This is a genomic window from Paenibacillus elgii NBRC 100335 (assembly GCF_004000865.1).
Lineage (GTDB): Bacteria > Bacillota > Bacilli > Paenibacillales > NBRC-103111 > Paenibacillus_G > Paenibacillus_G elgii.
This window is the reverse complement of sequence record NZ_BIMB01000100.1, coordinates 1-8,154: the sequence shown is the minus strand read 5'-3', so window position 1 is coordinate 8,154 and position 8,154 is coordinate 1. Positions and strand designations below refer to the sequence as shown.

Below are 8,154 nucleotides of genomic sequence, written 5' to 3'. Positions count from 1 at the left end.
TGTCATGTCCGCAGGGTACGGGCATGACGTATCGTTGAATTCCTCTACGATTTGCGCCTTCTCCTGTGCGGTCAGCATCTCGATGGACGCAAGCGTCGCATTCGGGTCATGGACGATTCCGTCAAGAAGCTGCGTAAAATGCTGCGCCATCCGCTGAACGGTTTCTTCCTTGAACAGCGTGCTCGCGTACTCAATGCTGCAAACAAGCGAGTCTGCTTCCTCTGTCACATTGAAGGTCAAATCAAACTTCGCCATGTGCTGCCGGTACGAATGCGGTTTAAACTGCAAGCCTTCGATGGTCAGTTCGCTCCGTTCCGCGTTTTGCAGAACAAACATCGTTTCGAAGAGCGGACTGCGGCTTTGGTCCCTAGCCACATTCAGCTTCTCTACCAGTTCCTCGAACGGATACTCCTGATGCTCGTACGCTTTCAGCGCTTGCTCTTTGATTTCCAGCACATATTCGTTCAGCGTCTTGGTACCCGAAGGATAGCTGCGGATCGCCAGCGTGTTCACGAACATGCCGATCAGGCCGCTCAGTTCTCCTTGAGATCTTCCCGCCACCGGCGTGCCTACGATGAGGTCTTCCTGCCCGGTGTATTTGTGCAGCAAAGCCGTATAAGCCGCCAATAAGACCATGTACAAGGTTGAGCCGGTTTGGACGGCGAGCTCCCGCAGCTTCTCCGTGACGGATGAAGAGACGATAAACTCGACCGACTTCCCTTCATAGCTTCGCACGGCAGGTCTCGCATAATCGGTCGGCAGATCCAGCACCGGGATTTCCCCTTGGAAAAGGCTGCGCCAGTAGGCTTCCTGCGCGTTCATGCGCTCGCTGCGCAGCTCCCCTTGCTGCCATACCGCATAGTCTTTGTATTGAAGCCGAAGCGGTGCAGGTTCGTCCCCGCCGTACAACCCGACGAATTCTTCGATCAGAATGCCCATAGAAGTACCGTCGGAGATGATATGGTGCATGTCGAAGCACAAAATATGGCGCTCCGTCTCAAGCTCAATGACTCTAATCCGCAGCAGCGGTGGCTTCCCAAGATCGAAAGCACGGATAAAGCTGCGAATGAACGCTTCGCTGTCTTCCGCTTCAGGCCGCACATAGTCGACCGCAAATTCGACTTCCGGATAAACGCGCTGCACCGGTTCGCCATCGGCCAGCTCAAAGCCTGTCCGCAGCGTCTCATGGCGCGCAATCAGCTTCCGGAACGCTTCTTCGAGCCGACTCTTGTCCAGCGGTCCGCTGACGCTCATGACGCTCGGCATGTTGTAGCTAAGCTCTGCGCCTTCGATCTGATTCAGAATGAACAGCCGCTTCTGCGCCGATGACAACGGATAGAAGGAGCTTTCGCCTGTCAGCGGTATCGCTTCATACACCTGCTGCCGCATACCCGCAATCTCTTGCGCCAGCTGTTCGATCGTGGGCGCTTGAAATATTTGACGCAGCGCCACATTCACGTTCAATTCTTTATGGATTTGAGCGACCATCGTTACCGCACGCAAGGAATGGCCGCCAATTTCAAAGAAGTTGTCCCGCACGCCAATCTCAGGTAGTCGGAGGATATCTTTCCAGATATTCGCCAACCGAACTTCCAGCGCTGTCCGGGGAGCCACATATTCCGCTCCCGTGCGCACGTTTCCTTCCGGCGCCGGCAGCGCCTTGCGGTCCAGCTTGCCGTTCGGCGTCAACGGCATGCGCTCCAGCTGCATGAAGTAAGACGGAATCATATACCCCGGAAGCATCCCGGCCAATTCGCTTCGGAGTTCCCCGGTGGCCAGCGGACGCTCTGCCGTGAAGTACGCGTAAAGCTGCTTTTGCCCGGACTCGTCCTCCCGTGCAATCACAAGCGCTTCCTTCACCGCCCCGACTTTTCGGAGACGAGCCTCGATTTCTCCCAGCTCGATTCGGTAGCCCCGGATTTTGACCTGATGATCGATCCGGCCCAAGTATTCGATGTTCCCGTCCGGCAGCCAGCGCGCCAAATCTCCTGTCCGGTACATCAGGCGGTCCGGCATCAATGGATGCTTGACAAATTTCTCCGCCGTCAGCTCCGACCGGTTCAGATAACCTCTGGCTACTCCGACCCCGGTAATGCACAGCTCGCCCGGCACCCCGATCGGCTGCAAATGGTTTCCTCCGCCCAGAACCCACATCTGCACATTCCCGAGCGGCTTGCCGATCGGTACTGCCACCGCCTCGTCCATGCTCGTATCCGCCGAATACTTCGTTGCATAAATCGTCGCTTCCGTCGGACCATAAATATTTTCCAGCCTTGCCTTCAACGGCAGACTGTGGAACTGCTTGACCAGCGCAGAAGGTAGCGCCTCTCCCCCTGAAAAAATATATCTCAAGCCGTTGAGCTTTGCCGTCCCCTTCTCCCTTGCGTAGCTCAGCATAGCGCTGAACATGGAAGGAACAACGTTCATATGGGTAATTCCCTGATCCTCGATCACCTGCTCGATGGCCGCCGGGTCCTTCTCCAGTCCCTGCCGCAGGATGACCAGCCTGCCTTTTCCGAAAAACCAGCCGAACAATTCCGGCACGGAAATATCGAAGGTATAGGTCGTCTTCAGAAGAAAAGCGTCGCCCGGGAGCATCGGATACTCGTTCTCCAGCTGGGTCAACATATTTACGACCGACCGGTGCTCGACCATAACCCCCTTGGGGGCGCCTGTCGATCCGGAGGTGTACAGGACGTAAGCCAGATGCTGCGGACCTGCCGCCGCTTCCAGGTTCGTACCATCTTGGTCGTAAACCGCTTCATCCCGGAGATCCAGAAGCTTGCCGTCAAAAGAAACCTCCTCCGGCAGAGGACACTGCACCAGCAGCAGCTTCGCCCCGGAATCCTCCAGCATATAGCGGATGCGGTCCTGCGGATACTCCGGGTCAATCGGCACATACGCGCCCCCGGCCTTCAAGACGGCCAGAATGCCGATCACCATCTCCAAGGAGCGCTCCGCCACAATGCATACCCGCTCGTCCGGACATATGCCTTCGGCTCTTATCGTTCGCGCAAGACGGTTCGCTTTTTCGTTGATCTGGCGGTAGGTTAGACGGCTTGCTTCATAGACGACAGCCACCTGCTCCGGCATCCGTTCCGCCTGTTCTTCAAGCAGCCTGTGGATCGTTATGTCCGCAGGATACGGCAGCGCCGTGTCGTTGAACAACTCCGTAATGTGCGTTTTCTCCTGCTCGGAAACGATATCTACGGACGAAAGCTTTGCATTCGGATCGTGGATGACCTGCTCGATCAGCTGCGCAAAATGCTGCGCGACCCGCTGAACGGTTTCCGGCTTGAACAGCGTGGCGGCATATTCCAAGCTGCATGCGAGACCATCCGCTTCCTCGACCACCGACAAGCTCAGATCGAACTTGGCTGTGGTATGTTCGTAAGGGCGAGACGTAAACTGCAGCCCGTCAATAAGCAGTTCCCCCTGTTCTGCGTTCTGCAGAACAAACATCGTGTCAAACAGCGCATTACGGCTCATGTCGCGCTTGATTTCCAGATTTTCCACCAATTGTTCAAACGGGTATTCCTGGTTCTCGTAAGCTTTTAGCGCAGCTTCCTTGATCTCTTCGACATAGCTCAGGAATGTTTTTTCCCCGGCCGGGTAATTGCGCACAGCCAACGTGTTCACGAACATCCCGATCAGGTGGCCCAAATCCGCATGCCGTCTTCCGGCAACCGGGGTGCCTACAATGATGTCTTCCTGGCCTGTATATTTATGCAGCAGGGCCGTATAGGCAGCGAGCAAGACCATGTACAGCGTCGAACCGGATTGTGCGGCGATTTGCCGCAATCCTTCCATTCCGGAGCGATCGATGGCAAATCGGAGCATCCCGCCCTCATAGCTCTGTACAGCGGGTCTTGCATAATCGGTCGGCATATGGAGCACCGGAAGCTCGCCCTTGAACACGTCCAACCAATACGCTTCCTGCGCCTTCATCCGTTCGCTCTGTTCCTCCGCTTGCTGCCATACGGCATAATCCTTGTACTGAATCCGAAGCGGAAGAAGGTCCTCGCCTTTGTAGAGACGGACGAATTCCTGGATCAAAATGCCCAAGGAGGCGCCGTCGGAAACGATATGGTGCATGTCGATACATAAGTGATGACGTTGGGGGCCGACTTCGATCAGCCCCACCCGCAGAAGCGGGGGCTTCCGCAGATCGAACGGACGAACGAATCTGCGAATGTGCTCTTCCGCCTTATGTTCCGACGCCTGCACAAGTTCCACCGCAAAAGCGGCATCCGGACAAATCCTTTGCACCGGTTCTCCGTCAACCAGTTCAAAGCCGGTCCGCAAAATTTCATGACGCTCGATCAACGCTCTGAATGCTGCTTCGAGCCGGAGGCGGTCCAACGGCCCTTCGACCGTCAAGACGGCGGGCATGTTATAGCTAAGATGCGCGCCTTCGATTTCGCTTAAAATATACAACCGTTTTTGCGCGGAAGAGACCGGATAGAAGTCGCTTTTCTCCGTTACCCTGATGGCTGAATGCTCAGCTTGCTCCATCCCCGCGATCGCTGCCGCCAACGCTTCAATGGTCGGCGATTGAAACATCTCCTTGAGCGGCACGTTTCGGCCCATCTCTTGGTGAATTTTGGCCGTCACCGTGGTTGCCCGCAAAGAGTGGCCTCCGATATCGAAGAAGTTATCCTTGACCCCGATTTGCTTCCTTCCGAGCACTTCTTGCCAAATGCGGACCAGCTGCCTTTCCTCCTGAGTCCGGGGGGCGACGTATTCAGCTCCGGCCAGTGCCGTCTCCTCCGGGGCGGGCAGCGCTTTGCGGTCGATTTTGCCGTTGGGCGAAAGCGGCATCCGCTCCAGCTGCACGAAATACGACGGAACCATATACCCCGGCAGCTCGCCGGACAGCATCCCCTTGAGCTCGCTCACCGTCAACTGCCGGTCCGCCGTGAAATAGGCGCAGAGGAGCTTTTGTCCGTCTTGGCCATCCCGGGCCAGCACGATCGCTTCCTGCACCGGCGCCGTTTTTAATAGCTCGGCTTCCACTTCGCCCAGCTCGATCCGGTAACCGCGGATTTTCACCTGATGGTCGATCCGGCCCAGGTATTCGATGTTGCCGTCCGGCATCCAGCGCGCCAGATCGCCTGTCCGGTACATCCGCCCGCCTTCTTCGAACGGATTGTCTATGAACTTCTCCGCCGTCAGCTCAGGGCGGTGCAGATATCCCCGCGCCAGTCCGTCGCCCGCGATGCACAGCTCGCCAGGCACGCCAACCGGCTGCAGCTGCCTGGAGCCCGGCGCCACAATATACAGCCGAATATTCGAGATCGGCTTGCCGATCGGCACCGACGCATACGCCTCCCCCGGCTCACAGTTGAAGTACGATACATCGACCGTCGCTTCCGTCGGGCCGTACAGGTTGATCAGCCGAGCTCCGTTCACCGGCGCGATGAACCGGTGGAACCGGTCCGTTTGCGAAGTCGTCAGCGCTTCCCCGCTTGCAAACACCCGTCGAACGGACACCAGCTTTTTCGCCAGTTCGCCCTCCGGTAGCCCCTCCGCGTATTCCAGGAAGACGTGCAGCATCGCCGGAACAAAATGCAGAGTCGTCACGCCCTGTTCGTCGATCGTTGCGAGGATCTGCTCGGGGTTCTTCTCCCCACCGGGCGGCAGGAGGCACACCTTGGCCCCTACGAAGCCCCACCAGAACAGCTCCCACACCGACACGTCGAAGGTAATGGCGGTCTTCTGCAGGATTGTATCCTCGCTGCCGATCGGATACGCCTCTTGCATCCACGTCAGCCGGTTGATCACCGGACGGTGCTCCACCATAACCCCCTTCGGCTTGCCCGTCGAGCCCGACGTGTAGATGACGTACGCCATATGGTCCGGTCCGGCTATCGGCTCCAAATTCGAGCCGTCCTCGTGATACACGGACTCGTCATCCAGCTCGATGACCGTCCCTGCGAAAGCGGTACGTTCCTTCAAGTGACGCTGCGTGACCAGCAGCCTGGCTCCCGAATCGTCCAGCATATAGCGGATGCGCTCCTCGGGGTAGTCCGGTTGGATCGGCACGTAGGCGCCGCCCGCTTTCAGGATCGCATAGATCCCCACCAGCATCTCCGGCGACCGCTCGGCGATGATCCCGACCGGCCGGTCCGGCTGCACGCCCAGCGCCCGCAAGGTTCTTGCCAGCCGGTTCGCCCGCTCGTTCAGCTCCCGGTACGTCATCCGGCTGCTTCCGCACAAGACCGCCGGCTGCTCCGGCGTCCGCTCCGCCTGCTCCTCGAACAGCCCGTGAATCGTTTTATCCTGCGGATATGCCGCTGCCGTATCGTTGAACGCGCCGAGAATCGCCGTTTTTTCCTCAATCGTAATGATGTTCAAAGTCGATAGACTCGCCGCCGGGTCCTTCGTCACGGTGTCGATCAACTGGATGAAGTGCTTCGTCATCCGCCGGACGGTCTCCGGCTTGTACAAGGAGGAAGCGTATTCCAGATGGCAGACGAGCTCTTCCGCTTCTTCGACCGCGTGGAAGGTCAAATCGAACTTCGCCGTATCATGAACATCGGGGAACGAATGAAATTGCAGTCCTTCAATCGCCCACCTGCCCTGCTCCCCGTTTTGCAGGACGAACATGGTGTCAAATAACGGGTTGCGGCTTAAATCCCGGCTTAGATGAAGCTTTTCGACCAATCTTTCGAACGGGTAATCCTGGTTATCGTAGGCTTTTAGCGCCTGCTCCTTCACTTCCTCCAAATAGCTCAGGAACGATTTTTCTCCCGCAGGGAAATTGCGGATAGGAAGCGTTCCCACGAACATGCCAATCAAGTTTTCAAGATCCGTATGCCCTCTTCCGGCAACCGGGGTCCCCACGATGATGTCTTCCTGCCCCGTATATTTATGCAAAAGAGCCGTGTAGGCGGCCAGCAGCACCATATACAAGGTTGCTCCGCTTTGTGCGGCCATCCGCCGCAGTTCTTGCATTCGATTCCGGTCGATGACAAACTCGATTGCATTTCCTTCAAAGCTCTGTACGGCCAGTCTTGCATAGTCGGTCGGCATATTCAATACCGGGAGTTCTCCGCCGAAGACATCCAGCCAATAGGCTTCTTGGGCTTTTCTTCGTTCTTCCTGCGCTTCCGACTGCTGCCAGACGGTGTAATCCTTATATTGGATCGGAAGCGGGCGCAGCTTCTCTCTGCGATACAAACGGCCGAATTCTTCGATCAGGATGCGAACGGAAGCGCCGTCGGATATGATATGGTGCATATCGAACAGCAGGATATGGCGGTCTTGCTCCAATTCGATAAGTCCCACCCGGAAGAGAGGCGGCTGCTGCAGATCAAACGGCTGTACAAATTGCCGGATACGTTCCTCCGCTGCCGTATCTCCCCCCTCCATCAACTCCACGGAAAAATCAACATGGGGGTAGATCCGCTGCACCGGTTCCCCGTTTACCGTCTCAAATCCCGTCCGCAGTGACTCGTGCCGCTCCGTCAGCTTGCGGAACGCTTGCTCCAGGCGTTCCCGGTCGAGCGGACCTTCGACTGCCATAGCCTTCGGCATATTATAGCTGAGCTCGGCGCCCTTCAGTTGGTTCAAAATGTACAGCCGTTTTTGGGCCGAAGATACCGGATAATAGTCTCTCTGCTCAATTGCCGGAATAGGCTCTTGCGCTTGACGATCTATGCGAGCGATCACTTGCGCCATGCCTTCGAGCGTAGGCGTCAAAAACACTTCGCGGACAAGCAGACTCTTCTGCATCTCCTTATGTATTTTGGCCGTCAAAGCCGCCGCCCGCAGCGAATGGCCGCCCAAGTCGAAGAAGTTGTCCTTGACTCCGACCTTCGGAAGACCGAGCACTTCCTGCCAAATTTCGGCCAGCTTCGCTTCCACAGGCGTCCGGGGCTCTACGTATTCCACTGCGCCCGTACTGAATTCTTCCGGGGCCGGGAGCGCTTTGCGGTCGATCTTGCCGTTCGGGGTAAGCGGCATCTGCTCCACCTGCATCAAATAAGCAGGAATCATATAGCCCGGCAGTTCCTTGACCAGCTTGGCTTTAAGCTCATCCGGGGAAAGCGGACGATCCGAAGTGTAATATGCCGCCAGTTGCTTTTGTCCGGTCTCGTCTTCGCGGGCAATGACCACCGCCGTCTGTACGGACGCAATCTTCGAGAGATA

At 57.0% G+C, this 8,154-nt stretch carries 1 protein-coding gene; it reads right to left on the bottom strand.

Features of this window, described 5'->3' with window-relative positions; genetic code table 11:
• The coding region (locus PEL01S_RS33745; RefSeq protein ID WP_127463293.1) for a non-ribosomal peptide synthetase at positions 1 to 8,154 on the bottom strand (8,154 nt) is incomplete at both ends.